At 71.3% G+C, this 24,024-nt stretch carries 24 protein-coding genes; 14 read left to right on the forward strand and 10 right to left on the reverse strand.

Annotated elements, in window-relative coordinates:
• Positions 1–1,637: 1,637 nt before the first annotated feature.
• From radA to ABD332_RS41285, 3 genes are all read right to left on the reverse strand, one after another.
• Entirely contained in the window at positions 1,638–3,047 is a 1,410-nt protein-coding gene (gene radA, locus ABD332_RS41275; protein WP_344509137.1) for a DNA repair protein RadA, read from the reverse strand.
• A 34-nt stretch (positions 3,048–3,081) separates the two neighbouring features.
• Positions 3,082–3,816 carry a hypothetical protein gene (locus ABD332_RS41280; protein WP_344509139.1) on the reverse strand — a complete coding sequence of 245 codons (735 nt, stop codon included), beginning with the start codon at positions 3,814–3,816 and terminating at the stop codon, positions 3,082–3,084.
• Between the two features lie 86 nt (positions 3,817–3,902).
• Positions 3,903–4,760, reverse strand: coding sequence for a UbiA family prenyltransferase (locus ABD332_RS41285; protein ID WP_344509374.1), 858 nt, complete (start codon positions 4,758–4,760; stop codon positions 3,903–3,905).
• 9 nt (positions 4,761–4,769) lie between these two features.
• Here ABD332_RS41285 and ABD332_RS41290 point away from each other — a divergent pair, with 9 nt between their 5' ends.
• Positions 4,770–5,480 (forward strand): methyltransferase domain-containing protein, encoded by a 711-nt coding sequence (locus tag ABD332_RS41290; protein ID WP_344509141.1) that lies wholly within the window; start codon positions 4,770–4,772, stop codon positions 5,478–5,480.
• A 20-nt stretch (positions 5,481–5,500) separates the two neighbouring features.
• Positions 5,501–6,517 carry a type III polyketide synthase gene (locus tag ABD332_RS41295; protein ID WP_344509143.1) on the forward strand — a complete coding sequence of 339 codons (1,017 nt, stop codon included), beginning with the start codon at positions 5,501–5,503 and terminating at the stop codon, positions 6,515–6,517.
• Between the two features lie 31 nt (positions 6,518–6,548).
• On the opposite strand, the gene ABD332_RS41300 is transcribed toward ABD332_RS41295, so the two are convergent.
• On the reverse strand, positions 6,549–7,331 hold the full coding sequence (locus ABD332_RS41300; protein WP_344509145.1) for a hypothetical protein: 783 nt from the start codon (positions 7,329–7,331) through the stop codon (positions 6,549–6,551).
• A gap of 366 nt (positions 7,332–7,697) precedes the next feature.
• Here ABD332_RS41300 and ABD332_RS41305 point away from each other — a divergent pair, with 366 nt between their 5' ends.
• Genes ABD332_RS41305 through ABD332_RS41315 form a run of 3 tightly spaced genes read left to right on the forward strand, consistent with a single transcriptional unit; the run spans position 7,698 to position 9,624 of the window.
• Positions 7,698–8,183, forward strand: a complete 486-nt coding sequence (locus tag ABD332_RS41305; RefSeq protein ID WP_033363204.1) for a CarD family transcriptional regulator — start codon at positions 7,698–7,700, stop codon at positions 8,181–8,183.
• A 39-nt stretch (positions 8,184–8,222) separates the two neighbouring features.
• Positions 8,223–9,011, forward strand: a complete 789-nt coding sequence (ispD, locus tag ABD332_RS41310) for a 2-C-methyl-D-erythritol 4-phosphate cytidylyltransferase (protein ID WP_344509147.1) — start codon at positions 8,223–8,225, stop codon at positions 9,009–9,011.
• Between the two features lie 4 nt (positions 9,012–9,015).
• Positions 9,016–9,624 (forward strand): hypothetical protein, encoded by a 609-nt coding sequence (locus ABD332_RS41315; protein ID WP_344509149.1) that lies wholly within the window; start codon positions 9,016–9,018, stop codon positions 9,622–9,624.
• Positions 9,625–10,662: 1,038 nt separating this feature from the next.
• On the opposite strand, the gene ABD332_RS41320 is transcribed toward ABD332_RS41315, so the two are convergent.
• The gene (locus ABD332_RS41320) at positions 10,663–11,409 is read right to left on the reverse strand and encodes a TVP38/TMEM64 family protein (protein ID WP_344509152.1); all 747 of its coding nucleotides are present in this window, start codon (positions 11,407–11,409) and stop codon (positions 10,663–10,665) included.
• 110 nt (positions 11,410–11,519) lie between these two features.
• Between ABD332_RS41320 and ispF the strand changes: the two genes are divergently transcribed.
• From ispF to ABD332_RS41340, 4 genes are read left to right on the forward strand one after another with little or no spacing between them, the layout of a single operon-like run.
• Complete coding sequence (ispF, locus tag ABD332_RS41325; RefSeq protein WP_344509154.1) at positions 11,520–11,996, forward strand: 2-C-methyl-D-erythritol 2,4-cyclodiphosphate synthase; 477 nt, start codon at positions 11,520–11,522, stop codon at positions 11,994–11,996.
• A 17-nt stretch (positions 11,997–12,013) separates the two neighbouring features.
• Positions 12,014–12,382, forward strand: coding sequence for a PPOX class F420-dependent oxidoreductase (locus ABD332_RS41330; protein WP_344509375.1), 369 nt, complete (start codon positions 12,014–12,016; stop codon positions 12,380–12,382).
• A 58-nt stretch (positions 12,383–12,440) separates the two neighbouring features.
• Positions 12,441–12,947 carry a SigE family RNA polymerase sigma factor gene (locus ABD332_RS41335; protein ID WP_344509156.1) on the forward strand — a complete coding sequence of 169 codons (507 nt, stop codon included), beginning with the start codon at positions 12,441–12,443 and terminating at the stop codon, positions 12,945–12,947.
• Positions 12,944–14,065: a hypothetical protein gene (locus tag ABD332_RS41340; RefSeq protein ID WP_344509158.1), complete on the forward strand. Its 1,122-nt coding sequence runs from the start codon at positions 12,944–12,946 to the stop codon at positions 14,063–14,065. The genes ABD332_RS41335 and ABD332_RS41340 overlap by 4 nt, the downstream gene beginning before the upstream one ends.
• Here the strand turns inward: ABD332_RS41340 and ABD332_RS41345 are convergent.
• Positions 14,062–15,225 (reverse strand): homogentisate 1,2-dioxygenase, encoded by a 1,164-nt coding sequence (locus tag ABD332_RS41345; protein WP_344509160.1) that lies wholly within the window; start codon positions 15,223–15,225, stop codon positions 14,062–14,064. The genes ABD332_RS41340 and ABD332_RS41345 overlap by 4 nt on opposite strands.
• 83 nt (positions 15,226–15,308) lie before the next feature.
• On the opposite strand from ABD332_RS41345, the gene ABD332_RS41350 reads away from it, so the two are divergent.
• The 4 genes from ABD332_RS41350 (at position 15,309) to ABD332_RS41365 (ending at position 19,456) form a co-directional block, all read left to right on the forward strand.
• Entirely contained in the window at positions 15,309–16,148 is an 840-nt protein-coding gene (locus ABD332_RS41350; protein ID WP_344509162.1) for a hypothetical protein, read from the forward strand.
• Positions 16,145–17,344 (forward strand): fumarylacetoacetase, encoded by a 1,200-nt coding sequence (gene fahA, locus ABD332_RS41355; protein WP_344509164.1) that lies wholly within the window; start codon positions 16,145–16,147, stop codon positions 17,342–17,344. The genes ABD332_RS41350 and fahA overlap by 4 nt, the downstream gene beginning before the upstream one ends.
• A 139-nt stretch (positions 17,345–17,483) precedes the next feature.
• Complete coding sequence (locus ABD332_RS41360; protein WP_344509166.1) at positions 17,484–18,797, forward strand: outer membrane protein assembly factor BamB family protein; 1,314 nt, start codon at positions 17,484–17,486, stop codon at positions 18,795–18,797.
• A gap of 155 nt (positions 18,798–18,952) precedes the next feature.
• Positions 18,953–19,456, forward strand: coding sequence for a DUF305 domain-containing protein (locus ABD332_RS41365; RefSeq protein WP_344509168.1), 504 nt, complete (start codon positions 18,953–18,955; stop codon positions 19,454–19,456).
• Positions 19,457–19,534: 78 nt separating this feature from the next.
• Here ABD332_RS41365 and hisC read toward each other — a convergent pair whose 3' ends face one another.
• From hisC to hppD, 4 genes are all read right to left on the reverse strand, one after another.
• On the reverse strand, positions 19,535–20,572 hold the full coding sequence (gene hisC, locus ABD332_RS41370) for a histidinol-phosphate transaminase (protein WP_344509170.1): 1,038 nt from the start codon (positions 20,570–20,572) through the stop codon (positions 19,535–19,537).
• Positions 20,569–21,516: an RDD family protein gene (locus ABD332_RS41375; RefSeq protein WP_344509172.1), complete on the reverse strand. Its 948-nt coding sequence runs from the start codon at positions 21,514–21,516 to the stop codon at positions 20,569–20,571. Before ABD332_RS41375 ends, hisC begins: the two co-directional genes overlap by 4 nt.
• A complete protein-coding gene (locus tag ABD332_RS41380) occupies positions 21,513–22,085 on the reverse strand; it encodes an RDD family protein (RefSeq protein ID WP_344509174.1) in 573 nt (190 codons plus the stop codon). The genes ABD332_RS41375 and ABD332_RS41380 overlap by 4 nt, the downstream gene beginning before the upstream one ends.
• Positions 22,086–22,185: 100 nt before the next feature.
• Positions 22,186–23,343: a 4-hydroxyphenylpyruvate dioxygenase gene (gene hppD / locus ABD332_RS41385; protein ID WP_344509176.1), complete on the reverse strand. Its 1,158-nt coding sequence runs from the start codon at positions 23,341–23,343 to the stop codon at positions 22,186–22,188.
• Positions 23,344–23,393: 50 nt separating this feature from the next.
• Between hppD and ABD332_RS41390 the strand changes: the two genes are divergently transcribed.
• Positions 23,394–23,951: an Lrp/AsnC family transcriptional regulator gene (locus ABD332_RS41390; protein ID WP_425552378.1), complete on the forward strand. Its 558-nt coding sequence runs from the start codon at positions 23,394–23,396 to the stop codon at positions 23,949–23,951.
• The last annotated feature ends 73 nt before the right edge of the window (positions 23,952–24,024 follow it).

A 24,024-nucleotide genomic window follows, 5' to 3' on the forward strand; every position in this document is an offset into this window, starting at 1 on the left:
GGATTCTCACCCGCACCCCAATGCGCCGCTCCGCGACGCACAGCCCGCGCTCGCGCGTGGCTGGGATCGCGCGTGCGCGCCGCAACCTGTGGCCGGCCGCCGTCCTGCCGCAGTGCCGTGAATGCGTTTGACTCGCACATCTGGCCGGGCGGCTTCCGGCACCTACGACAGACGTTGGTCAATGCCCCGCTATGTGGCATCTGCGCCATCGACGTTGCGCGATCCACTCACAAGATGATCTCTAAAGTGGAGGCAGATCGCGCAACGTCTATCCGAGCCGTCATGTACCGGAACCGCATGGGATGAGGGAGGAGCAGCGGGTTCGCCCGGACGCGCCGAGCCACCGGATGTCGACGGCCCGTGGGTCATTGGCCGAGCCGCGCGTCGCTGAACGTCTCCCGAGCCTGGCCCTTCGGGTGCGCACGGCTGGTTGGGGTGCTGCCACGTGATGTGCCGTTGGCGGTCTACAGCACTGCGCCGGTCGAGCCGCTGTGGCCCAGACGAGCGGCCGTCGTGCCGGGCAGGCTGGTGGCGGTGCCGAGCGGGTAGGCAAGGGTCGGGCGGGCTGCTGCGGGGTCGGTCGGATGGTGCCGGTGCTGGTTGAGCTGCTGTGCAGCTAAGAAGTCGGGTGGGCTGGTGCGGAGTCGGTCGAGCGGTTGCGGTGTCAGGCAGCTGGCGTAGTGCCGGGCTGGCCGGCCAGTGGGGGCGGGCGGGTCTGCCGTAGCAGTGGTCGGCCGGCTGCGGTGCTGGCTGGCCGGCTGTGATGCGGGTGGGGGCTGGTTGAGCGGCTGTCGGTCGGTCCGGGCTGGATTGGTGGGGTGGGTGGCCTGAGGGCGCGGGTGGGCTGGTGTGGAGTGGGTCGAGTGGTCGCGGTGGTGGGCAGCACGTGCAGTGGCGGGCGAGCTGTTGTGGTGCCGGGCGGTCTGGCCAGTGGGCGTGCGCGGGTCTGCCGTTGACGTGGTTGACGGGCTGCGGTGCTGGCTGTGGCGCGGCTGGGTTGGTGTGGTGCGGTGCTGGTCAGCCAGTGGGGGTGGGCAGGTCTGCCGTAGCAGTGGTCGGCCAGCTGTGGTGCCGGGCGGGTGCTGCAGAGCCGGGCGGGCTGTTGTGGTGCCGGGCGGTCTGGCCAGTGGGCGTGCGCGGGTCTGCCGTTGACGTGGTTGACGGGCTGCGGTGCTGGCTGCGGCGCGGCTGGGTTGGTGCGGGTCTGCCAGTGGGGGTGGGCGGGTCAGCCGTAGAAGTGGTCGGCCGGCTGTGGTGCCGGGCGAGATGCTGCAGAGCCGGGTGAGCTGCTGCAGTGCCGGGCGAGCTGGTGTGGAGTCGGTCGGGTGGTCGCGGTGTCAGGCGGCTGGTGCTGTTCCGGACGACCTAGTGGGGCGGATGGGCCTGCCGTAGAAGAGGTCGACCGGCCGGCAGCGGTGCTGGCTGCGGTGCGGCTGGGCTGGTGCGGTGCGGGGGCTGGTGCGGTGCGGGGCTGGTTGAGTGGCTGTGGGTCGGTCCGGGCTGGATTGGTGGGCTGGTGCGGTGTGGGTTAGGGGGCTGTGGGTGTTGGGCGGGGGCTGGCTGAGTGAGTGGCTGCGGTGGAGGTCGGGGCGGTTGCGTGGGTGCGGGTCGAGCCGGGATGGGGTTGGTGGGGTGGGTCAGCGGGGGTCGGCTTCGCTGGAGGCCTTTACGGCGTAATGCAGGGCGGTGCGCACGTCGGCGACCTCCAGGACCCGCATGCCGGGTGGGGTGACGCCGGTGGCGGCGGGGCCGCAGCCGGGTGGGACGAGGGCGAAGCGGAAGCCCAGGCGGGCGGCCTCGGCGAGGCGGCGGGGGACGGCGCCGATGCGGCGGACCTCGCCGGTCAGGCCCACCTCGCCGATGACGACCAGGTCGGGGGGCATGGGGAGGTCGTGGGCGGCGGAGGCGGCGGCGAGGGCCAGGGCCAGGTCGACGGCGGGCTCGGTGACGCGGAGGCCGCCGACCGTGGCGGCATAGACCTCGCGGTCGTGGAGCTGGATCTTGGCGCGCTGCTGGAGGACAGCGATGATCATGGCCAGGCGGGCGGAGTCGAGGCCGCTGACCGTGCGGCGGGGGGAGCCTGGGGTCTGGGCGCCGATCAGGGTCTGCACCTCGGTGACGAGGGCGCGGCGGCCCTCCATGGCGACGGAGACGCAGGTGCCGGAGACGGCGTCGGCATAGCGGGTGAGGAACAGGCCGCTCGGGTCGGGCAGGCTGGTGATGCCGCCCTCGTGCATCTCGAAGCAGCCGACCTCGTCGGCGGCGCCGAAGCGGTTCTTCAGGCCACGGACCATGCGCAGCGAGGAGTGCTTGTCGCCCTCGAAGTTGAGCACGACGTCGACGAGGTGCTCCAGGACGCGGGGGCCGGCGACATTGCCGTCCTTGGTGACGTGGCCGACGAGGACGGTGGCGAGGCCGCGCTCCTTGGCGATGGCGACGAGGGCGGCGGTGACGGCGCGGACCTGGGTGACGCCGCCCGCGACGCCGTCGGTGCCGGGGGCGGAGATGGTCTGCACCGAGTCGAGGATGAGCAGCCCGGGCTTGACGGCGTCGAGGTGGCCGAAGACGGCGCCCAGGTCGCTCTCGGCGGCCAGATAGAGCCGCTCGTGGAGGGCGCCGATGCGCTCGGCGCGCAGACGGACCTGGCTCACCGACTCCTCGCCGCTGACGACGAGGGACGGGGTGTCGCTGTGCTTGGCCCACTGCTGGGCGACGTCGAGCAGGAGGGTGGACTTGCCGACCCCGGGCTCGCCGGCGAGCAGGACGACGGCGCCGGGGACGATGCCGCCGCCGAGCACCCGGTCGAACTCGGCCACGCCGGTCGGGCGGGCCTGGGCCGGCTTGGCGCTGATCTCGGCGATGGGCCGGGCCGGCTCCAGCGGGGCGCGGCTCTGGACGGAGCGCAGGGCGGTGGGGCCGAGCGCGGCCAGCGGTGAGGACTCGATGATCGAGCCCCACTCACCGCACTCGGGGCACCGCCCCATCCACTTGGCCGGCCGGTGGCCGCACACGTCGCACTGGTAGGCAGCGCCCCTCGTCTTCGTCACATCCGAAAACTAGCCGAGGGGTACGACAGAAAAACTATTCGCCCTCGTGCCCCACGACCGAGGACGGCTTCGGCAGCGGGCTCAGCGGCACCGTCATCGGCAGCTCGCCGAGGGTGAGCTCGGTGGTGGTGCCGTCGGCATACGTGAAGGTGAACTTGACGTCCGCCAGCGCGCCTCCGGCCATCAGCACGTCGCCGGAGAGCTTCTCGACCGCGAGGTAGGTCTTGGTGCTCTGGCTCAGCGCGACGAACCCGCCGACCGGGATCTCGACGGCCATCTTCGCCGTGCCGACCGGGGCGGGCGTGGGAGGCGCCGCAGGCAACTTCGACGCAGAGGCAGGCGCAGACGGCGACCCGGACCCGGAACGCGGCGCGGACGGCGAGGCCGAAGAAGGCGAAGGCGCGGCAGAAGTGGGCGCGGGCGCGGCAGCGGCAGGCATGGCCCCGCCGACCAGGACCACGGTGCCCGCGGCGGAGGTCACGCCGGTCAGCTTCACGGACTGCTTCGCGTTGTTGAACAGCCGCACCTCGATCGGCACGACGCTGCCGGGCTTGTACTCGTTCGAGTAGGCCACAGCGCCGTCGCGCAGCGCGATCAGGCCGTCGGTGCTGTTGGCGCTGACGCCGGGCACCGCGGCGACCTGGGTGTCGGTCTGCGTGATCTGACCGGCGCTGCAGCCCGAGAGCAGACCGACGCCGAGCGCGGCGGAAGCCAGCAGCGCGGCGCCCAGTACCGTGCGGCGGCGGGCAGCCGGAATCGTACGCGTCACCTTGGGTCCTCCATCTGGATCGGGCGGCCGACTACAGCCTAGATGCCGTTGATCGGCCGATTACGCGCACCCTGACACTGCACCGGTCATTCCAGGTTCAAGCCGCTGACCAGCAGGAATACCACATCGATCAACGCCACGGCGATGACCGACAGGAACGGGACGCGGGAGGTGGGGTCGCGGCGCATGGCGTACACGCCGAAAGACAGCGCAGTCAGAGCGACCCCGAGGGTCGGCCAGAACAGCAGCGGAGGCGGCCCCGGCGGCCCGAACGCCAGGGCCCCGGTGGCGAGCAGCAGCAGCACGGCCGCGGCGGCGAGCGAGCCGCGCCGGCCGAGCAGGTGCGGCAGGCCCCGGACGCCGGTGCGGATGTCGTCGTCCAGGTCGGGCAGCGTGTTGACGAAGTGCGCGCCGGCCCCGAGCAGGGCGCCGGCGAGCAGCAGCCACACCGGCGGGTGCAGCCCCGCACCCAGCACGACGAACGCCGGCAGGCAGCCGAACGACACCGCGTACGGCAGCACCGACACCGGCGTCGCCTTCAACGGCCAGTCGTAGAGCAGCGCGGAGACCAGCGCGACCAGGGCGACGAGTCCGGGGGTGACGCCGGACAGGAGGCCCAGCGGCAGCACGAGCAGGCCCGCCGCGACGCCGAGCGAGAGGATCGACCGGCGGGACACCACCCCGGCGGCGACCGGCTTGTCCGTGCGGCCCACCGCGGCGTCCCGCGGGGCGTCCAGGGCGTCGTTGACCCACCCGATGGAGAGCTGGCTCGCCAGTACCGCAGCAGCCGCCGCAATCACACCCGGCCAGGGTCTTCCGAGTCCGAACGACAGCAGCGCGGCGACGGCCGTGACCGCCACCGCCGGCTCCGGGTGGCTTGAGCGCAGAATCGCGCGAGCAACCGACACTCGGCAAGTGTGGCTGTCGGAGGGGTTCCGTGTCAGTCTCGATCCATGCGATCGACGCGCCGGGCGCGTAACGACCCTGGTCAGTATGACGACCTGGCCGGCGAGTGGTGGCGTCCTGGTTCGCCGCTGTCGATGCTGTACTGGCTGGCCCGCGCCCGCGCCCGGCTCATCCCGCCGGCGGAGCGCGACGGCGCCGTGCTCATCGACCTCGGGTGCGGTGGTGGGCTGCTCGCCCCGCACATCGCCGGCAAGGGTTACCAGCACGTCGGCGTCGACCTGGTCGTGTCCGGGCTGGAGCAGGCCGCGGCCCACGGCGTCCTGCCCGTGCTGGCGGACGCGCGGCGGCTGCCATTCCCCGACGGCGCCGCCGACGTGGTGAGCGCGGGTGAACTGCTGGAGCATGTCCCGGACTGGCCGGCGGTGGTCGCCGAGGCGTGCCGCGTGCTGCGGCCCGGGGGCTGGCTGGTGCTCGACACGCTCGCCGACACCGCCGTGTCGCGGCTGGTCGCGGTGCGGATGGCCGAGGCGATCATTCCGGCGGTGCGGGGCATCCACGACCCGGCCCTGTTCGTCTCCCCGAGGAAGCTGCGAATCGAGTGCGCGCGCCACGGCGTGCCGCTCGCGGTGCGGGGCGTCCGGCCGACGCTGCCCGCGCTCACCCGGTGGCTCGTCACCCGCCGCAACGCTGTGCCGATCGTGCCGACGTTCACCACCGCGATCCTCTATCAGGGGCGCGGCAGAAAGGGGACCCAGTGACAGGTGCCGCGATCGCAGGCATGGGTGTGACATTCCCCGGCCCGATGCGCCAGGACGAGGTGTGGACGGGCTTCTTCGAGCGGCACTACAGCGGCCCCCGCAAGGGGTTGGCGAAGCGGATCTTCACCAACTCCGGCGTGGTCAGCCGGCACGGCGCGGTCAACCCGCTGATCGAGGACGCGTCGAGCTGGTCGACCGCCAAACGCATGGGCCGCTACCTGACCGAGGCGCTGCCGCTGGGCAAGGATGCGGTCACGAGCGCGCTCGACGCCGCCGGTCTGCGACCGGACGAGATCGGGCTGTTCGTGGTGTGCTCCTGCACCGGGTACGCCACCCCCGGCCTCGACATCCTCCTCGCCCGCGACCTCGGCATGGCGCCGACGACCCAGCGCCTCTTCATCGGGCACATGGGCTGCTACGCCGCGCTGCCCGGGCTCGGCGCCGCGACCGACTTCGTGTCCGCCCGCGGCCGTCCGGCCGTGCTGCTCTGCCTCGAGCTGACCAGCCTGCACGTCCAGCCGCCCAGCGAGGATCCCCAGCAGATCGTGGCGCACGCCCTCTTCTCGGATGCGGCGGCGGCGGTGGTACTGGTGCCGCGGGCCGGACAGGAGGTCGCCGAGATCGCCGCCGTGACCGACACGGCCACGGCGGACCACATGACCTGGGACGTCACCGACCTCGGCTTCCGGATGGGGCTGTCGCCGAAGGTGCCCGACGTCCTGGCCATCTACGTCGCCGACCTGGTCGGTGACCTCCTCGCCCGGCACGGCCTGACCCTCGCCGACGTGGACGGCTGGGCGGTGCACCCGGGCGGCCCGCGCATCCTGGACGTGGTGCGCGACCAGCTCGCGCTGCCGGAGTCCGCGCTGGCCGAGTCCCGCGACACCCTCGCCGAGCACGGCAACTGCTCGTCCCCGACGGTCCTGCTCATCATCGACGCCCTGCGCCGCCGCCCCTCCGGCCCGCCGAGGAACACCGTCGCGCTCGCGTTCGGCCCGGGGCTGACGCTGTACGGGACGCTCCTGCGCGGCCTCTGACCTGATCAGGCTTTGATCAGGCCTTTTTTGATCAGGCGGTCGGGGCCGGGACCGCGGTCGCCAGGTTGCCCAGCTCCGAGTCGAAGGCCGACGCCGCCGTCACGGAGCTGACCGCCCTGATCACGGTGCCGTCGGCGGCCACCAGCAGGGCGGCCGTGGTGCGGCTCGGGGCGAGGAACGGCACCGCGGCCCGCACGGAGCTGTTGGGGTCGGCGAGCGCCCGGACCTTCACCTTCTCGTTCAGGCCCGGCGGCAGCGTCGGGACCCGGGCCGCGACGACGACGACCGTGGCCGACGGTGCCTTGCTCGCCGCGACCGCGTCGACCGTGCCGGTGATGAGGTCCGCGCAGGTGCAGCCCTCGACCAGCAGTACAACGGCGGGGGTGAGGTCATGCAGCGGCACCGCGGCGCCGTCGGCGTCGAACAGGCTGTGCCCGGTCAGCTTCACCGCGGCGGGTGGTGACGGCGGCGCCACCTGCGGCGTGCCGTTGGGATTGCGGCGCGGCCACGCGACGGCGAACAGACTCACCAACGTCGCGATGACGGCGATCGACATGATCAGCAGCGGCACGGCGAGCCCCGGGGAATCGTCTCCCGCTCGCTGGACCGGCTCGGGCTTCAGATGCAGCCGGCGCCGCCAGCGGCGACGGATTGCGGCACGGCGGAATTGTCGACGGATCGATGATCCTTCATCGTCGAGTGCGCCCGCATCGTCGGGAATGATGATCGTGCCCCACTCAGGGGGCAGGTCGGGGAGGCCACCACCATCTTGTGGTCGCTCACCACCGCCGTTGTCGCCCCGCAGCGTGCCCATCGCTGTTCTCCTCGCACCTGCCTTAACTTTCCCTCACCTGACGCGTCGGCGCCAGAGGAGCCACCCATCGAGATGGATGAAGAGTTTCCCACGCTCCGCCGCTGGTGGCATCACGGAGAGTGGTGTCGGAACGGTGTGCCGACGCATCTGTACGTACTCGCGGCAATCAATCGGAAATGTCCCACAGGCTGCGCATTTGCGTGTGCCCAGGGTTGTTGATCCGTTACGCAGCAGGTTCCACGATTCATGTCAAGCGGGAGAAAGGGGACTCACATGTGTTCTGACCTGCGCGAATGCTGCTCTCTGGGGTGGGACGACAGCGCGTGACCGTGTTACCCTAGACACAGCGAAAGGGGTTTCGAACCTATGGTTTTCAGTGTCGGCGAGACCGTTGTCTACCCCCACCACGGGGCCGCACTCATCGAGGCAATCGAGACTCGGGTCGTCAGGGGCGAGGAGAAGCAGTATCTCGTCCTCAGGGTCGCTCAGGGTGACCTGACGGTGCGGGTGCCCGCCGAAAACGCCGAGATCGTCGGCGTGCGCGAGGTGGTTGGCGAGGAAGGCCTGACCAAGGTCTTCGACGTCCTCCGCGCTCCGCACACCGAGGAGCCGACCAACTGGTCGCGGCGTTACAAGGCGAATCTGGAGAAGTTGGCCTCCGGCAATCCGCTCAAGGTCGCAGAGGTCGTTCGTGACCTGTGGCGCCGTGACCGGGAGCGTGGTTTGTCGGCCGGCGAGAAGCGCATGCTGGCCAAGGCGCGGGACATCCTGGTCGGTGAGGTGGCGCTCGCTGAGAAGAGCACCAAGGATGAGGCCGAGACGCTGCTGGACAAGGTGCTGACCGAGGCCTGACATCTCAGCCCGGCTATCACTGAGACCGAGGACCGCGACGTGACGGCGCACCCACGCGTGCGTGGTGACGTCGCGGTCCTCGTGCCTGCTGCGGGCATGGGGGTCCGACTCGGCCCCGGCGCCCCGAAGGCACTGCGGCTCCTGCGAGGGGAGCCGCTGCTTGTGCACGCCGTTCGCCGGGTGGCAGCTGCCCCGAGCGTCGGCTGCATCGTCGTGGCCGCTCCTTCCGACGCCGTCGACGACGTCACCGCACTGCTCGGTCCACTGGTCGCCAGTCCTGTGACCACTGCGCCAATTGTCGCCAGCGAGACCTGTGGTGCGGCTGAGCCGAAGCTGGAAGCTTCCAGTGAGTCTCCGCTGCTGCCCGGGTCGCCGCTGTTGCTCGTTGTCGCTGGTGGGGCTAGCCGGCAGGCGTCGGTCGCCGCCGCGCTGGCCGCGGTCCCCGCGGAGTTCGGCATCGTGCTCGTCCACGACGCGGCGCGCGCACTGACCCCACCGGAGCTGGTGGAGACGGTCGCGGACGCGGTGCGAGGGGGGCACGGCGCCGTCATACCCGTTCTTCCTGTGGTCGACACCATCAAAGAGGTCGACAATTCCGGCATTGTCGTCGGTACCGTCGACCGCTCGGTCCTCCGTGCCGTGCAGACCCCGCAGGGTTTCCGCCGCGACGTGCTGACCAGCGCCCATGCCGCCGCCGTCGACGAGCACACCGACGACGCCGGCATGGCGGAGAAGATCGGCGTGCCCGTCCACACGGTCCCGGGCTCCGAGGCGGCCATGAAGATCACCCGGCCGTTCGACCTGGCCATCGCCGAGCTGCTGTTCTGACACCGTGCACCGCCCGCCGGTCTGGCTCGTGGACGTCGACGGCGTCATCAACACCCGTCGCCCGCTCTGGGGCCCCGACCTGCGCCGCGGCGTCGCCCGCGCCGACGGCGTCGACTGGCCGATCCGGTGGGCGCCCGCGCTGATCACCCGGATGCGCCGCCTGTACGACGCCGGCCTGGTCGAGCTGCGCTGGTGCTCCACCTGGTGCCCGGACGCCGCGGAGCTGGAGCGGCTGTTCGGGCTGCCGCCGCTCGGCCGGGCCCTGACCCGTGCCGAGCTGGCCGCGTCTTTGTCGACCGACGCCCTGAAGTTCGCTGCCGCCCGTCGCGTCCTCGCCGCCGGCCGCCGCCTGGTGTGGACCGACGACACCGCCGTCCCGGCGACTACCTTGACCGCCGGCGGCCGCGCCCTGCTGATCCGCCCGCACCCCCGCCGCGGCCTGCGCCCCAGCGACCTGACCGCGATCGAGACCTTCGCCCGCCGCCCCGCCTTTTTGTCGTACCCGGGCGATAGTGTCGATGGCATGACGGGGATCGATCATCCAGCCACGCGGCGGTTACCTCCGAGGCGACCGGGCGCAGGTCGTCGGGCATCTGGAGCGGCCCAGGTCTGACGTGATCTCAGGCACGCGTCTGGGGTCGGCACGCGCCTGGGGCGGCACCCGCGATCGGAAGGCGGACCCGGGTCGACTCGGAAGGAGACCCACGCTCCGGTCGCGGTCGGACTCGCCGGTCTGCTCGTGGGTCATGCCGGCGTCTGGCGTTCGAAATCCGCGCTCGGGGTGGGTGCGGCGCCCGGCCGAGTTTGACGGAATCCGCCGATTCGGACACCGGTGCCCGAATCTCCGCGCGAATGTCCGCGCCTGGAGACCGGTGCCTGGAGGTGATCGGGGCCGACCCTCCGCTCGGCGGTGGTCGGCGCTTGGAGGGGCCGCTTGGACGTCGGCGCTTGGAGGCTCGCCACCGATGCCCGTCTGAGGGGCGGCCTCCGGAGCCAGGGTCCGTCCACCTGCGTGAGGAGGTTGGCATGCTTGTCCCCTCGTCCCCTCGTCCCCTCGTCGGCTCGCCGCCCCCATCCCGTCCACCCGCGTGAGGAGGTTGGCGTCTGGAGACTGAGCCCGGCGGCGGCCGAAGCCAGGAGGTGCGCCTCTGTAGGCCCCAGCTGGGGTTGACGTCCGGAGGCGGGTGTCTGGAGACCCGCGTCCGGTGCCGACGTCTGAAATGCCCGCGTTTGAAGGTCGGCGTCTGAGGCTGTTGTCCAGAGACCTGCGTCCGGAGATCCGCGCCTGGAGATCCGCGCCTGGAGATCCGCGTCTCACAGGTCGGCGTCTGGAGACCGGTGCTGGAGAGGCACGCGTCTGGGCCCGGTGTCCGGAGATCCGCGTCTCGAGGTCGGCGGCCGTGCACGGACGCGACGGTGTCGGCGAGTTCCCTGGTGAGGCCGGCTGGAGACCCGTGCTGTGGAGGCGCGTGTCTGGGGCCGGTGTCCGGAGATCCGCGTCTCACAGATCAGTGGCTGGAGACCGGTGCAGGGAGGCGTGCGTCTGGAGGTCGGCGGGTGGGCGCGGCGTGCGCGAGCGAAAGGCGTATACAACGAAGCCGGCCCCGGGCGATGAGCGCCGCGGGGCCGGTGGGAGACGGGAAAAGAGAGGTCAGGCGGCGGCAGGGGAGACCGGGGCGGCCGAGACCGGGGCGGCCAAGGCAGGGGTGACCTGTTTGCGGGGGCGGCGGCGCCAGACCAGGTAGGAGGCGATCGAGCCGCCGATGCCCAGGGTCGCGATCGCCACGCCGGCGATGGACATGCCCAGGTGGTCGCCGCGGGCGGTGGCTGAGCCGAGGGCGGCGTAGGCGATGGTGGCGGGCAGGGCGCCGAGGGTGGTGCCGGTGATGAACGCGGACCGGCGGACGCGGGTGGTGCCGAAGAGGTAGTTCGCCACGCAGAACGGCACGAACGGGATCATGCGGGAGATGATCACGGCGACGATGCCGCGGTTGGCGACGGCCTGCTCGACGGCGAGGAAGCGGCCGCTCAGGTGGCGGGTCATGAACTCGCGGCCCAGGAAGCGGCCGATCGTGTGGGCGATCAGCGCGCCGAGGGTCACCCCCGCCAGGATGTACAGGACGCCGCCGGCGAAGCCGAACAGGACGCCGCCGACGCCGGCGAGGAGGGTCCGGGGGACCAGGGCGGTGGTCAGCAGGGCGGTGCCGAAGACGGCGATCGCCGGGGCGAACGGGTGGTCAGGGCCCACGGCATGGGTCAGCGACGATTTGTCTGGGTGGATGATCAGCATCACCACGGACAACGTCGCGACCAGCAGGGCGAGCAGCCCGAAGCGCAAGGCGGCTCCGGTGCGCCACCACTGCTGTGGGGCTTTCGGGGTCGTCTGGTCGCTGCGCACCCGACCTAGCCTAGGCCCGGAACGCCACGATGCCGAGCCTGATGACGAGCCAGCAACCGGAAGTTCACGATTGTGCACCGGTCGTCGTACCCTCCCAAAGTGATCCGGAAATGATGTTGATCGGCAACGGGACGGATGTGCACGCGTTCGAGAAGGGGCGCGAGTGCTGGGTCGCGGGGCTCAAGTGGGACGGGGTCGACGGCCTCGCCGGGCACTCCGACGGCGACGTCGCCGCCCACGCGATCTGCGACGCGCTGCTGTCCGCGGCGGGCCTGGGTGACGTCGGGGCGATCTTCGGCACGGGCCGCCCGGAGTGGTCCGGCGCGAAGGGCGTGACGCTGCTGGCCGAGGCCGCGCGGCTGGTCCGGGCGGCGGGCTATGAGATCGGCAACGTGTCCGTGCAGGTCATCGGCGTCGCGCCGAAGGTCGGCAAGCGCCGCGCCGAGGCGGAGGACACGCTGAAGGCCGCCATCGGGGCGATCGTCCGGTTGTCGGGCACGACCACCGACGGGCTCGGCTTCACGGGCCGCGGTGAGGGTCTCGCCGCCACCGCCGTGGCGCTGATCTATCCCGTACCGAAGGAGTAGAGACACACGTGAACGAGATGCTGCGCGAGCTGCTCGACCGCCGGGCGTTCCTGGTGCTCAGCACGATCAACCCGGACGGCGCCCCGCAGTCCAGCGTGATCTGGGCCAAGCACGACGGCGGCGATGTCGTCTTCTCGACGATCCGCGGCCGCCGCAAGACCCGCAACATGGAGCGCGACCCGCGGGTGTCGATCTGTGCGTACGACCCCGCCAACCCGTACCGCCACGTCGAGCTCCGCGGCACCGTCGCCATCACGGAGGAGGGCGGGCCGGAGCTGATCGACGAGCTGAGCCGCTCGTACGACGGCAAACCCTGGATCGAGAAGGTCCCGGGCGTGACGAGGGTGGTCTGCCGGGTGACCGCCACCAAGGTCGTCGAGCACTAGCGGAAAAACGCACCCAACCGCCGCCGGCCCGCCGCGCGTCAATGCGGTGGGAGGCGATGTGCGCGACGAACTGGAGCGGGAGTACGTGGAGTACTTCCAGCCGCGGCTGCCGCAGCTGCACCGGCTGGCGGTGATGCTCTGCGGCGACGCCGACCGTGCCGACGACATCGTGCAGGCGGCGGTCACGACGCTGTACGCGCGGTGGCGGCAGGTGCGGCAGGTCGGCAACCTCGACGCGTACGTGCGGCGGAGCGTGGTCAACGCGTTCCTGAGCGAGCGCCGCCGCCTCTGGTCCCGGGTCGTGCTGACCGAGACGCCGCCCGACCGGCCGGCTGTCACGGGGCAGCCGGCCGACGAACGGCTGGTGGTCCGGGCGGCGCTGCGGACGCTGCCGCCGAAGCAGCAGGCGGTGCTGGTGCTGCGGTTCCTGTGCGACCTGCCGGTGGAGCAGGTCGCGGAGCTGGTCGGCTGCTCCGCGGGGACCGTGAAGAGCCAGACGTCGGACGGGCTGGCGAAGCTCAGGAAGCAGCTGGGCGTGCTCGCGCCGGCCGGAGGTGCACGATGACCGAGGATCTGCTTGCCCCGCTGCGCGACCCCGATGTGCGGCCGCCGGGGGTCGACCTGCACCGGGCGATCCGGACCGGCCGGCGCCGGCGCAGGATCCGGAACGCCGCGGTCGCCGCCGTCGCCGTGCTGGCGGTGACCGTCGCGATCGGCGCCGTGCGGAGCCGCCCCCAGGCGATGCCGGCGGATCGGACGCCGGTGCCGCTGCCGACGTCGACGATCGCTCCGCCGCTCGGCGAGTGCACGATCAGCAAGGACACCGCGCCGTGGGCGAAGTGGCATCCGTGGTTCGTGCTGGACGACACCTGGCGGGTGGTCGTGCACCTCGAGGCGCGAGGGACGGGACCGGTCGAGGCGGTGCGGTACGTGGACGGTGCCGTCGAGCGGATCCCGGACGTGCCGAGCAGGTTCCAGCTGACGAACGTGAACCGCGCGGGTGACTTCGCCGGGGTCAACGGGAAGGTCGAGCGCGGCTGGGTGTACCGCGACGGCCGGTTCAGGGCCCTTACGCTCCCCAAGGGTGCGACGCACCTCGCGCTGACCGACATCAACGAGGCCGGTGATCTCCTCGGCGCGGTGGACCTGGGAAACCCCATGGGTTATGAGGCGGTGGTGTGGCCGGGCGGCCGGCCGGACCGCCCCCGGATGCTCAAGGCTCCCGCCGGTCATGTCGCGCGGGCGACCGGGATCGCCTGGGACGGCCTGATCGTCGGCGAGCTGGTCAGGGGTGATGTCGTCACACCGTATCTGTGGCACCCCGACGGCACCGGCGAGCCGTTGCCGGTGCCGCCGGAGGTCGGCGGGAAGGTCGAGGTCACCGGCCTGACTGGTGATTGGGCGGTCGGGTCCGGGGTGCGGTGGAACATCCGCACCCGCCACGCCGACGCGATCAACGGCCTGAGCCGCCGGTGGGCTGTCGTCGACATGTACGGGCGGGTCTACGGCGAAACGGACACGCCCGAGCACCGGCAGGCGGTGTGGGTCAACGGCACCCTCCAGCCGGTGCCCGACCAGTTCGAGGGCCGGACAGCGCGGCCCGAGGCGGTCCGGGACGACGGCCGGCAGCTGTTCGGCTGGTCGCTCCCGGACAACAGCCCTGTGCGCTGGGACTGTGGCTAGACGGTGCGGGCCCAGGTCCAGGCGTAGCCGGTGTCCTCGACGGACAGGCCGGGCTCGCACAGGTCGAGCGGGCGGAACGTGTCGACCATGACCGCCAGCTCGTCGAACGCCTCCACGCCGAGCGACCGCTCGACCGCGCCCGGCTGCGGGCCGTGGGTGAAGCCGCTGGGGTGCAGCGAGATCGAGCCCTGGACGATGCCCGACCCGCGGCGCGCCTCGTAGTTGCCGCCCGTGTAGAAGAGCACCTCGTCGGAGTCCACGTTGTGGTGGTTGTACGGCACGGGGATGGACAGCGGGTGGTAGTCGACCTTGCGCGGCACGAACGAGCAGATGACGAAGTTCGGGCCTTCGAAGGTCTGGTGTACCGGCGGCGGCTGGTGCAGCCGGCCGGTGATCGGCTCGAAGTCGTGGATCGAGAACGCCCACGGGTAGAGGCAGCCGTCCCAGCCGGCGACGTCGAACGGGTGCTGCGCGTACACGTGCTCGGTCCACCCGCGCCGGTGCTGCACGAGGACCGGCACCTCGGTGCCCTCCACCAGCAGGGGTGACGAGGGTGCGCGGAGGTCGCGCTCGCAGTACGGCGAGTGCTCCAGGAACTGGCCGCGCCTGGACAGGTACCGCTTGGGCGGCCCGATGTGCCCGGACGCCTCGATCACCAGCAGCCGGACCTCGCCGGAGACCGGCACGAGCCGGTGGATCACCGACGTCGGGATGATCGCGTAGTCGCCCTCGTTCAGCGGCAGCGCGCCGAACACCGACTCGACCAGCATCGAGCCGGACTCGACGTACAGGCACTCGTCGCCGATCGCGTTGCGGTACAGCGGGGACGGCGCCGTCGCGACCGCGTAGGACAGCCGCACGTCGTCGTTGGCCAGCAGGTGCTGCCGGCCCAGGACCGCGTCGGAGGGCCCGCCGCCGAGCTTGTGCGTCTGGAGATGGCGCGGCTTGAGCGGCAGGTTGGGCGCGCGGGTCGTGGCGAACGGCGTCACCACGGTGGCCGATAGAATAGCCGTCGGTCGATGCGTGTGGTACAGCAGGGACGAGTCGCTCGAAAAACCCTCCTGCCCCATCAGCTCTTCCGCGAACAGTGAGCCGTCCGGCTGGCGAAACTGGGTGTGTCGCTTCGGTGGAACGTCGCCCACGCGACGGTAGTAGGGCATCGCTGCCTCCCGGAAGAATGGAAACCGTCCGGATAGCGGACGAAGTTGTCCGCCCTGTATAGCGTCCATTAGATTCGGAAGCTGTGTCAAACGCAGTACCGCCTCTGCTGGCCGCCCTGGTCGACGACGCCGCCGTCTTCCCGCCGGGGAGCATGCCGCTGCCCGACGCCGTCCCGGCCCACCTCCGCCACCGCGCCGGCCGGTGGGCGCCGATGATCGGCCCGCTGCTGGTCCCCACCGCCGACCTGCCCGAGATCGCCGCGACCGTCGACATCGGCGTCGTCGGCGAGCCGGCCGCCGTGGACCAGGCCCTCGCCGCGATCCCCGGCAACCTCACCGTCCGGCAGGTCGAGTCGCCCGTCGCCAAGCGCGGCGAGGACCCCGCACCCGGCATCGACCGGCTCGCCGCCCTGGCCCAGAAGTACAGCGACAAGCCGTGGTCCTGGTACTTCGAGGTGCCGCTCGCCTGGGGCCTGATGCAGGCCCTCGATCACCTGGCGAGGCTGCGGGCCGACGGGCTGCCGGTCGCCGCGAAGTTCCGCACCGGGGGGCTCGCCGCCGAGCTGTTCCCGACGCCGGTCGAGCTCGCCGCCGTGATCTGCGCGTGCCGGGACCGGGAGCTGCCGTTCAAGCTGACCGCGGGCCTGCACCACGCCGTGCGGCACACCGACCCCGACACGGGCCTGGTCCACCACGGCTTCCTCAACGTGCTCGCCGCGTGCCTGGCCGCCGAAGACGGCGCCGAGCCCGCCGACCTGGCCGGCATCCTCGCCGCCACCGACGGGCTCCCGCTCGCGACGGCCGTCCGCGGCGCGCTGGACCGGCCGCGCCCGCTGTGGGTCGGCTTCGGCAGCTGCAGCGTCGACGAGCCAATCACTGACCTGACCAACCTGGGCCTCCTACCCCGAGAGGTGCATGCGTGACCCCGTGGATCCAGCCCGCCGCCGACGACCCCTTCGGCCTGCACAACCTGCCCCTGTGCGCCACCCGTGACGGGTGGGTCGGCGTCCGCGCCGGCGACCTCGTCCTCAACCTCGCCGCCGCCGAGGAGGCCGGCCTGGTCGACGCCGGCGGCGCGTTCACCGGCGCGCCGAACCTGAACCGCTTCCTCGCCGCCGGCCGCCCCACCTGGACCCGGGTCCGCGCCCAGCTCACCGACCTCTTCACCGGCGGCGTGACCGGGACCGTCGAGCAGCACCTGCACCCGGTGGACGGCGTCGCGCTCGCGCTGCCGTTCGAGGTCGCGGACTACGTCGACTTCTACTCCTCCGAGCAGCACGCCAACAATCTCAGCGCGATCTTCCGCCCCGACGCCCCGTCGCTGCTGCCCAACTGGAAGTCGCTGCCCATCGGGTACCACGGCCGCGCCGGCACCGTCGTCGTCTCCGGCACCGACATCCCGCGCCCCCAGGGGCAGCGCAAGGCGCCGGACGAGGAGCGCCCCAGCTACGGCCCGTCCCGGCGGCTGGACGTCGAGGCCGAGCTCGGGTTCGTCGTCGGCGCGCCGTCCGTGCCCTCCAAGGGAGCGATCGCCGTCGACGACTTCCGCGAGCACGTGTTCGGCGCCGTACTGGTCAACGACTGGTCCGCCCGCGACATCCAGGCGTGGGAGTACCAGCCGCTCGGCCCCTTCCTGGGCAAGTCCTTCGCCACGTCGGTGTCGCCGTGGGTCGTGCCGCTGGACGCGCTGGAGCCCGCGAAGGTGGCCGCCGTGGTCCAGGACCCGCCCGTCCTGCCCTACCTCGCGGAGTCGGAGCGCTACTCGTACGACATCCGCTGCGAGATCCGGTGGAACGGGACGCTCGTGTCGCGGCCGCCGTATGCCGGCATCTACTGGACGCCCGCGCAGCAGCTCGCCCACCTCACCGCCAACGGCGCCTGGGCGCGCACCGGCGACCTGTACGCGTCCGGCACCATCTCCGGCGACACGCCCGAGCAGACCGGCTCGTTCATCGAACGGACGTGGAACGGCGCACAGCCGGTCCGGCTCGACGACGGCATGACCCGTAGCTTTCTGCTCGATGGCGACACGGTCACGATTTCCGCCACCGGGTGGTGTACGGGTGGGGCCGTGGTTGGCTTTGGTGAAGTGACCGGCACGGTGGTGACGCAGGTGTGAGAAGCCCGGCGATCGACGGTCACCGTGAGCAGAATGCGACGATCGCCGGGTATGGTGCCCGGCGGAGGTGGTTATGGGGACCGGTGGTGCTGGGCGTCTTTCGGTGCGCCCGCGGACTTGGCCCCGGTCGTTGCGCCGGGTGCTCACCGCGCTCCTCGCGCTCGTGGTCATCGCGGCGATGGGCGTCACCGCGTACCGGACCCTCAAGCCCGCCGAGACGGTCAGCAGCGCCAAGAAGCCGGTGCCGTCGCCCGAGCCGGTCAAGTCCATCCAGTACGCCGAGCTGCCCTCCGCCCCGCTGATCGTCGAGGGCCGCCTGCGCGTCTACACCGAGCAGCGCCGGGTGTTCGCCGACACGCCCGTGACCGCGCAGCGGCTGATGACGCCGCACTGGGCGTACCGGCGCTGGCCCGCGGAGGTCGTCTCGGTCGTCGCCGTCGAGAAGCCCGCCAGCGGCGTCGGCATGTCCGTGGTCGTCACCAAGTGGTCCGACGGCGAGATCGTCGCCCTGGACGCCGAGAAGGGCGACATCGTCTGGCAGGTGCGCATCGACCCCGCCGACGGCGAGACGTTCAAGGGCCGCCGCACCGGTGCGAAGACGCTGTACAGCCCGGAGGACCTCTTCGTCACCACCTCGGCGCTGGACCACCAGCAGGTCGTCATCGCCACCGGCAAGGACGTCGTGCAGGCCATCGACCCGGTCGACGGCAAGATCCGCTGGACCCACTCCTTCGCCGCCACCCCCGGCTGCCACGCCGTCGACTGGACCAGCCTCGACGCCTACTTCGTGAAGGACACCTGCGCCAAGCCGGCGACCCTCGAGGTGTACGACGCCGGCACCGGCACCCTCCTCACCACGTGGCGCCCGCCGGGCGCGTCGATCGGCCCCGACAACATCACCAACTGGTACCTGGAGCCGACCTCCTGCCAGCTCGGCCGCTCGGGCTGCGCCCTGTTCAAGGCCGCCCCGACCGGCGACGTGGTCTCCTTCGCCGACGCCGCCTCAGGCATCGGCAGCATCACCCCCACGTACTGGTCCCTCGGCGCCGACCACATCGTCAAGCCGGAGCTCGTGCCCGACAAGGACAAGGTCGTCGTGGTCGGCGACGTCCTGGCCGAGCAGGTCGTGGGCGGCTACATCTGGGCCTTCTCCCGCACGTCCGGCCAGCGCCTGTGGATGTCGGAGGTCTCGGGCACGCTGATCGGCGCCGACCAGCGCAACGTCTACCTGATCAACCGCGACTACCAGCTCCTGGTCCTGAACCTCGTCACCGGCGCCGTCACGTCGAGCACCGAGCTGCGGATCCGGCCGGAGGACAGGTTCGTGTTCAGCGAGCTGTACCTGCACGGCGGCTACCTCAGCGTGGAGCGCCTGCACACCACCAACGCGTCGGAGATCGACGATCGGTACTACTTCAGCATGAACACCGTCGTCCTGGTCGGCATCGGCTGATGCCGCCCGCCCTTGCCGGCGCCCCTGTTCGTGGCGGTCGGGTTCGCGGCGGTGGCCTTGCCGCGGCCGTCACGCTGACCGCGGCGCTGCTGGCCGCCTGCTCTTCCGGCACTGGCTCTGGTTCCAGTTCCCATGGTCACGATGCCACGCCGAGGATGACGGCATCGGCCGGCGCGTCGCCGACGGTCTCCGTTGCCTTCAACGCGACCGACGTACAGTTCGCGACCGACATGATCCCCCACCACCAGCAGGCCGTGGACATGGCCGACCTGGCCGCCACCCACGCCTCGAACCCCGACGTGAAGGCCCTCGCCGCGAAGATTCGCAAGGCCCAGGATCCCGAGATCGCCACCATGTCCGCCTGGCTCCGCTCATGGGGCGAGCCGGTGCCGGGCCCCATGCATCACGAAGCGGGCGACATGGGCGGCATGCCCGGCATGCTCACCGACACCGAGCTCCGCCAGCTCGCGGCCGCCACCGGCCCCGCCTTCGACACCAAGCTCCTGACCCTCATGATCAAACACCACGAGGGCGCCATCGAGACCGCGAAGACCGCCCAGGAGCAGGGCTCAGCGGTCAAACACCTCGCAGCCGAGATCGCGACAACCCAGACCGCCGAGCTCACCGAGATGAAGACCCTCCTCGACAAGCTCCCGTAGCCCGTCAGGGGCGCTTGCCGGGCAGGGATCCGGAAGGCCTCGGGCTGGGCGAGGTCTTCCGGATCATGAGCGCAGCGGTCAGAGGCAGTCGAGGAAGGCGTCGTTCTCGCCGGGGGAGCTGATCGTGACGCGGACGCCGTCGCCGGCGAAGGCGCGGACGATCACGCCGGACTCCTCGCACTTGGCGGCGAAGTCCAGGGCGGCGTCGCCCAGCGGCAGCCAGAAGAAGTTCGCCTGGGTGTCGGGGACATCCGGGTACACCTTGCGGACGGCGGTGACGACCCGCTCGCGCTCGGCGGTGATCAGGTCGACCCGGCGCTGCATCTCGTCGGCGGACTGCAGGGCGGCCAGGGCCGCGGCCTGCGCCGTCGCCGAGGTCGAGAACGGCGTGATGACCTTGCGCACGGTCGCGGCGACCTCGGCGGAGCCGATCAGGTAGCCGACGCGCAGGCCGGCCAGGCCCCACGCCTTCGAGAGAGTGCGCAGGACGACGACGTTGGGGCGGTCGCCGTACTCCACCAGGCCGTCGGGCACGTCGGGGTCGGTGACGAACTCGCGGTACGCCTCGTCCAGGGCGACCAGCACCGTCGGCGGTACAGCATCCAGAAACGCGTCGAGAGCGGCCTTGCCGGCGGCGGTCCCGGTCGGGTTGTTCGGGTTGCAGACGATGACCAGGCGGGTCTTGTCGGTGATCGCGGCGGCCATCGCCGGCAGGTCGTGCTCGTGCGAGGCGGTGTTGGGCACGCGGACGCTGGTCGCGGCGGAGGCGGCGGCGATGATCGGGTACGCCTCGAACGAGCGCCAGGCGTAGACGGCCTCGTCGCCCGGGAGGCAGGTCGCGCGGAAGAGGTGCTCGAAGAGGGCGACGGAGCCGCAGCCGGTGGCGATGCGGTCCGGGTCCACGCCCAGCCGGTCGCTGAGCGTGGCACGCAGCGCGGTGGCGCCCGGGTCCGGGTACCGGTGGGCGCCGCTGATCGCCGCCGTGACCGCGTCGACGACGCCGGGCAGCGGGCCGTACGGGACCTCGTTGCTCGCCAGTTTGATCGCGCCGGGCACGGTGCGGCCGGCGACGTAGGCGGGCAGGGCGTCGAGGTCGGGTCGCGTGAGGCGGGTCATGAAGGATCTCCACTAGGTTCAGAAGGCTGCTGCGGAACGTCCCGCACCACGACGGTGCCGGCCGAACGGTCGTGGAAGGCCCGGTGCAGCGGCCAGTCGATCACCGGCGAGAGGCTGTCGAGGAACTGCAGCACGAACCCGACGCCGCAGGTCCACAGCAGCACCGACAGGCCCAGCGGGTTCCACCGGCGGATGGCACGGCCGTAGCCGATGCGCTCCTCGCTCTCCAGCCGCATGACCTTGATCTTCAGCAGGCGCTTGCCCAGGGTCTGGCCGTTGTTGGCGATCGCGGGCACCTCGTAGGCGAACCACAGGGCCGCGATGAGGATGAGGATCACCACCTGCAGCGAGTTGGCGCGGTCCGGCGGCACGACGTCGCTGGGCGACTCGTTGGCCAGGTAGCGGTCGTACGACTCCTGGAACACCGGCCACATCTCGCGCAGGTACTGGTAGACGAACCAGCCGGTGACCACGGCGTTGATCAGCAGCAGCGCGGCGATGTCGACGAGCCGGGCGAGCAGCCGCGCGCCGAGGCCGGCGACCTGGCGGCCGTGCGGCATGGCCGCCGCCGGGTTGAGGCCGGCGAAGGCCTGCGGCGGGAGCAGCACCTGGACGGCGCCGGTCGGGTACCCACCGGGCGGGAGGGTGCCCTGCGGCTGGGCGCCGGGTGGCAGCGGCGCACCCGGCGGCAGCACGATGGCGCCGGGCGGCAGCTGGCCGGGTGGGAAGCCGCCGGGTGGCACGGGCGTGCCGGGCGGCAGGATGACCGCGCCCATCTGCGGGACGGGCTGCGGTGGCGGTTCGACGGGCGGTGGAGCGACGGCTGGCGGCCCCGCCGGCGCGACCGCGTCGGCCGGGATGGCGTCGCCGATCCAGCCTTCACCGTCCCAGTACCGCTGGACGGCCGAGTCGACGGGGTCTTTATACCAACCTGGAGCTGTCACCTGTTGACCTTTACCACAACCGTCGTCGCGACCTTGTCGTGCAGGCACTGCTGGTATGGCTTGTCCCACAGCTGCCAGAGGCCGTCGACCCAGGAGAAGAACGGAACGAAGATCGCCACCACGTACTGCATCAGCCAGCGCTTGGCGGCAACGCCGCGGGTGATCGGCGCCGACGGGTTGTCGAGCCGGATGAGCGTCAGACCGAGCGCCCGCTTCCCCAGTGTGACACCGCGCCGGGACGGGAACAGCTCGACGTAGTACACGTAGCTGAGGGCGAACAGCCCGACGAAGAGGCCGACGTACATCAGGATGATCGGCCCGATGAACGTCCCGGGGTCGGGGGAGTTGGTGATCTGGCCGGTGACGGGGTCGGTCTCGATCTGCGACGCCTGCGACTCGGCCCAGGCGACGATCCCGATGATCGCCGGGATCATCACGATCATCGACAGGAAGCTGAAGACGATCGCGTCGATGATGTATGCGCCGAGCCGGGCGCCGAATCCGGCGAGCGGCTGACCGGTCGGCGCCATGGGCACCGGCGGAGGCCCGTAGTAGGCCTGCGCCGGCACACCGTATGCACCCTGGGGGTACGGGTTGTGCTGCGGATGCTGAGGGCCCTGGGGGTATGGGTTGTGCTGAGGAGGCTGAGGGTATGTCACCCCGACAGTGTTACAGGTTCCCGCGACTCTCCTGTTCCCTCTCGATGGCCTCGAAGAGCGCCTTGAAGTTGCCCTTGCCGAAGCCGAGCGAGCCGTGCCGTTCGATCAGCTCGAAGAACACCGTCGGGCGGTCCTGCACCGGCTTGGTGAAGATCTGCAGCAGGTACCCGTCCTCGTCGCGGTCCACGAGGATGCCGCGCGCCTTGAGGTCCTCGATCGGCACCCGCACCCGGCCGATCCGCGCCCGCAGCTCGGGGTCGTCGTAGTACGAGTCGGGCGTGACCAGGAACTCCACCCCGGCCGCCCGCATCACGTCGACGGTCCGCAGGATGTCCCCGGTCGCCAGCGCGATGTGCTGCGCGCCCGGCCCGCCGTAGAACTCCAGGTACTCGTCGATCTGCGACTTCTTGCGCGACACGGCGGGCTCGTTGAGCGGAAACTTGACCTTTCGGGTGCCGCTGGCGACGACCTTGCTCATCAGCGCCGAGTACTCCGTCGCGATGTCGTCACCGACGAACTCCGCCATGTTCGTGAAGCCCATGACCCGGTTGTAGAACTCGACCCACTCGTCCATCTTGCCCAGCTCGACGTTGCCGACGACGTGGTCGACCGCCTGGAAGAACCGCTTCGCCGGCGGCGCCACGATCGGCTGCTTCGCCACGAAGCCCGGTCGCCAGGGGCCGCTGTACCGCGAGCGGTCGATCAGCGTGTGGCGGGTCTCGCCGTACGTCGCGATCGCCGCGACCCTGACGGTCCCGTGCTCGTCCGTCTCGTCGTGCGGCTGCTCGAGCCCGGTCGCCCCCTGCTGCAGCGCGTGCGCGTAGGCGGCGTCGACGTCCGGCACCTCCAGCGCGATGTCGGCGATCCCGTCACCGTGCCGCTCGTGGTGCTGCGTCGCCGCGGCCTGCCGGTGCACCCCGCCCGCCAGCACGAACACCGCCGAGCCGGACCGCAGCACGTACTCCGCGTGGTCCCGGTAGCCCTGCTCAGGCCCCCGGTACGCGACCAGTGTCATCCCGAACGCGGTCGAATAGAAGTGCGCGGCCTGCTTCGCGTTGCCGACGTAGAACAGCACGTGATCGAGCCCCGTCAGCGGGAACGGATCATGCGAAACGTCGCGCTCGACAGCACCGATGAGCTCGTTGATGTCCTCGACAGCCTGGGTCATGCGCCAAGCCTCGGTCGCCCACGGCGGCTGTGCAAGGAACGCTATTCTCCATGGTCAGGTTGCTCATTTTGCCGTTGGTTTCGGGGGTACTGGTGGACAAGTTGCCTAGTCCGATCGACACGCTGGACGCCAGGCTGATCGCGCTGCTCGCCCTGGAGCCCCGCATCGGTGTGCTGGAGTGCTCCCGCCGCCTGCAGGTCGCCCGCGGCACGGTCCAGGCCAGGCTCGACCGCCTCACCGACCGCGGCGTCATCCGCGGCTACGGCCCCGACATCGACCCCGCGGCCCTGGGCTACGGCGTGACCGCCTTCGTCACCCTCGAGATCCGCCAGCGCTACGGCCACGACCCGGTAGCCGCCCACCTCGCCGAGATCCCCGAGGTCCTGGAGGCCCACACCATCACCGGCTCAGGCGACCTGATGTGCCGCATCGTCGCCCGCTCCAACTCCGACCTCCAACGCGTCATCGACCGCGTCATGGGCTTCGACGGCATCGAGCGCTCTTCGACGATCATCGCCCTCGCCGAACAGATCCCCCACCGAACCCTCCCCCTGGTCCACGCCGCCTCCCGCCCCCTCGCCGCCGACAGCGACAGGCGGCGAGATTGACCGGTCTATGGTGTTCTGGGCGGGGGCTTCACGAGAAGAAGGTCAGCGGCGGCCGACGGTGAGGACGGGCTTC

This window comes from Dactylosporangium maewongense, assembly GCF_039531485.1.
Lineage (GTDB): Bacteria > Actinomycetota > Actinomycetes > Mycobacteriales > Micromonosporaceae > Dactylosporangium > Dactylosporangium maewongense.

Bases quoted from the DNA above. Each gene is read 5' to 3' on its own strand.
- ABD332_RS41305 (WP_033363204.1), top strand. From the start codon at position 7,698: ATGGTTTTCAGTGTCGGCGAGACCGTTGTCTACCCCCACCACGGGGCC.
- ABD332_RS41340 (WP_344509158.1), top strand. From the start codon at position 12,944: ATGACCGAGGATCTGCTTGCCCCGCTGCGCGACCCCGATGTGCGGCCG.
- ispF (WP_344509154.1), top strand. From the start codon at position 11,520: ATGATGTTGATCGGCAACGGGACGGATGTGCACGCGTTCGAGAAGGGG.
- ABD332_RS41295 (WP_344509143.1), top strand. From the start codon at position 5,501: ATGGGTGTGACATTCCCCGGCCCGATGCGCCAGGACGAGGTGTGGACG.
- ABD332_RS41345 (WP_344509160.1), bottom strand. From the start codon at position 15,225: ATGCCCTACTACCGTCGCGTGGGCGACGTTCCACCGAAGCGACACACC.
- ABD332_RS41300 (WP_344509145.1), bottom strand. From the start codon at position 7,331: ATGGGCACGCTGCGGGGCGACAACGGCGGTGGTGAGCGACCACAAGAT.
- hisC (WP_344509170.1), bottom strand. From the start codon at position 20,572: ATGACCCGCCTCACGCGACCCGACCTCGACGCCCTGCCCGCCTACGTC.
- ABD332_RS41290 (WP_344509141.1), top strand. From the start codon at position 4,770: ATGCGATCGACGCGCCGGGCGCGTAACGACCCTGGTCAGTATGACGAC.
- ABD332_RS41330 (WP_344509375.1), top strand. From the start codon at position 12,014: ATGCTGCGCGAGCTGCTCGACCGCCGGGCGTTCCTGGTGCTCAGCACG.
- hppD (WP_344509176.1), bottom strand. From the start codon at position 23,343: ATGACCCAGGCTGTCGAGGACATCAACGAGCTCATCGGTGCTGTCGAG.
- ABD332_RS41365 (WP_344509168.1), top strand. From the start codon at position 18,953: ATGACGGCATCGGCCGGCGCGTCGCCGACGGTCTCCGTTGCCTTCAAC.
- ABD332_RS41390 (WP_425552378.1), top strand. From the start codon at position 23,394: ATGGTCAGGTTGCTCATTTTGCCGTTGGTTTCGGGGGTACTGGTGGAC.